Consider the following 2,223-nt stretch of genomic DNA (forward strand, 5'->3'; position numbering starts at 1 on the left):
AATAAGCGGCTTCCGGAGTCGCCTCCGCGGCGAGCGCCGGTTTCAGGCGCTCGGCGCAGGCGATCCCGGCCAACACCAGGGCCAGGGCGAGCGCTTGCGTCGCCCCGAACGGCTCGCCGACCAGCAGGACGGCGAGGATCGCGCCGAAGATCGGCACGAGGTTGACGAACAGGCCGGCGCGATTCGGGCCAATCTGCTCGACGCCGCGCATGAAGAAGAGCTGCGCCAGAAGCGACGGCCCGAGGCCGACGAAGGCGACCATGATCCAGCCCGCGCGGTTGGGCCAGACGGCGTGCCCCGTCGCCCACTCGACGGCCAGGGGCGGCAGGGATGTGACGAACGCCGCGATGGCCATCGCGGCGAAGAACACGAGCGCCGGCACCTTCGGGCGCGTCGGCAGGACGACCGTGTAGCCCGCGTAGAGCAGGCAGGCCGCGAAGACGAGCACGTCGCCGCGGTTGAAGGCGAGGTTCGTCAGCACCGACCAATCGCCATGGGTGGCGGCGAGTCCCGCGCCGATCAGCGTCAGAACGACGCCGAGCACCTGCCCAGGCGTGACCGGCACCCGGTAGGCGAGCCGGTTCAGGACGATCACCAGGACCGGGATCGCCCCCTGGAACAGGGCGAGGTTGATCGCGCCGGTATGAACGCCGGCCGCATAGAACAGACAGTTGAAGGCCGTGTAGCCCAGGCCGCCCATCAGCAGGATGCGCAGCCAGTGGGGCCGAAGCTCCGGCCAAGCGGCCAGGAGCCGGGTGCCGGCTAAGGGCATGAGGACCAGGCAGGCGACCGCCCAGCGAAGCGTTGTGATGACCTGGGGCGAGACGTGGCCGGGCGCCCAGCGGCTGGTGACGGCGTTGCCGGCCCAGAGGAGCGCCGTGACGGTCAGCAGCAGGTAGGCGGACGCGGCCGGGGAAGCCCGGCTCGCGCCCCGGATCCTCACCGGCGGCGGAACTGGCCGCCGCGCACGGGCGGACGGGGGCCGGACGAGCGCTCGTCCTTGTGGCGGAACACGAGGCGCCCCTTCTCAAGGTCGTAGGGCGACATCTCGACCGTGACCCGGTCGCCGGCCAGCGTCTTGATGCGGTTCTTCTTCATCTTGCCGGCCGTGTAGGCCACGATCTCGTGGCCCTGGTCGAGCTGCACGCGGTAGCGCGCGTCCGGCAGGATCTCGATCACGAGACCGTCGAACTGCATCAATTCTTCTTTCGCCATGCACCTTCTCCAGTCGGACCGTCCGGCAGCAGGCGTTCCGGCAATGCGTGTTCAGCTGTCATCGAGCTCGGGAAACGCCGCAGGGCGCGGATCCGATCCGATGGACCGCCCGCGCCAGCTCAGCAGCACCGCCCGCATGTAGTCCCCGCGGGAACCCGCCGCAAGTCACGGACGCCGAACCCGTTCCGTCATCGACACGTTTCGCCGGTTTTCATCACCGGCTTTCAGGGCTCCGCGTCGTTGCCGGCATAGTCGAGGCGCCCATCCGCGGTCCGGCGCCAGATCCGGAGGGCGATCGGCGCTGCGGAGCGGTCGCCCCGGGCATCGAAGGCCACGGATCCGAGCAGCGTCCGCGACGGCCCCGCCCGTAGGGCCTCGGCCACCTTGCGGCCGTCGGCGATGCGGCCGGTCTTCGGATCGGCCGCCCGGGCGCGCTCGGTCGCCTGGGTCAGGAGCTCCACGGCCGCGTAGGCCCCAGCCGCGACGCTCTCGGCCTCGGGACTCCGCGGCGCCGGGCGGGCGCCGCGCGGTTCGGGCAGGCGCGGTGGATCGGGCGCCAGGGTCATCACGGTCCCGTCCCCGTCTGCGCCGGCCGCCGCGGCGAAGCTCGGGTCGAGGATGCCATCGCTCGCCACCAGGGTCGTGCCGAGGCCGGCCGCGCGAACAGCTCGATCATGCCCGGACGTTGCGGCTGAGCAAGAGCGAGATCACCTGGCTGCGCGGCAACGTGTTCCGCGGCCAGGGGCGCATCCTCGGGCCGGAATTCGTGGCGTGGTTCGAGACCTTCCGGCTCCCCGACTACGAGCTCGCCGTCCATGACGGCCAGTACGAGCTGACCTTCCACGGTCCCTGGATCGAGACCACGATGTGGGAGGTCCCGGCGCTCGCGATCCTCAACGAGCTGCGGGCGCGCGCCGTGCTGCGGGGCCTCGGCAAGCTCGACCTTCAGGTGCTCTACGCCCGGGCCATGACCCGGGTCTGGGAGAAGATCGAGCGGCTCAGAAGCGC

3 protein-coding genes and 1 pseudogene are annotated in these 2,223 nt (G+C 71.1%); 1 reads left to right on the forward strand and 3 read right to left on the reverse strand.

Going from position 1 to position 2,223, the window contains the following annotated elements:
• The 3 genes from I53_RS03535 to I53_RS03545 form a co-directional block, all read right to left on the reverse strand.
• A partial coding sequence (locus tag I53_RS03535) for a DMT family transporter (RefSeq protein ID WP_051044652.1) occupies positions 1–943 on the reverse strand: 943 nt, incomplete at its 3' end.
• Positions 940–1,215 (reverse strand): translation initiation factor IF-1, encoded by a 276-nt coding sequence (gene infA, locus I53_RS03540; RefSeq protein WP_012320343.1) that lies wholly within the window; start codon positions 1,213–1,215, stop codon positions 940–942. The genes I53_RS03535 and infA, both read right to left, overlap by 4 nt.
• Before the next feature lie 224 nt (positions 1,216–1,439).
• Complete coding sequence (locus tag I53_RS03545) at positions 1,440–1,850, reverse strand: hypothetical protein (RefSeq protein WP_251982205.1); 411 nt, start codon at positions 1,848–1,850, stop codon at positions 1,440–1,442.
• A 14-nt stretch (positions 1,851–1,864) separates the two neighbouring features.
• Here I53_RS03545 and I53_RS03550 point away from each other — a divergent pair.
• Positions 1,865–2,223: pseudogene (locus tag I53_RS03550) on the forward strand (nicotinate phosphoribosyltransferase); the annotation flags it as partial.

Origin of the sequence: Methylobacterium sp. B1 (assembly GCF_000333255.1) — a bacterium.
Lineage (GTDB): Bacteria > Pseudomonadota > Alphaproteobacteria > Rhizobiales > Beijerinckiaceae > Methylobacterium > Methylobacterium fujisawaense.

What these genes read in the sequence shown, in the direction of transcription:
- infA (WP_012320343.1), bottom strand. Translation starts at nt 1,215, where the DNA reads ATGGCGAAAGAAGAATTGATGCAGTTCGACGGTCTCGTGATCGAGATC.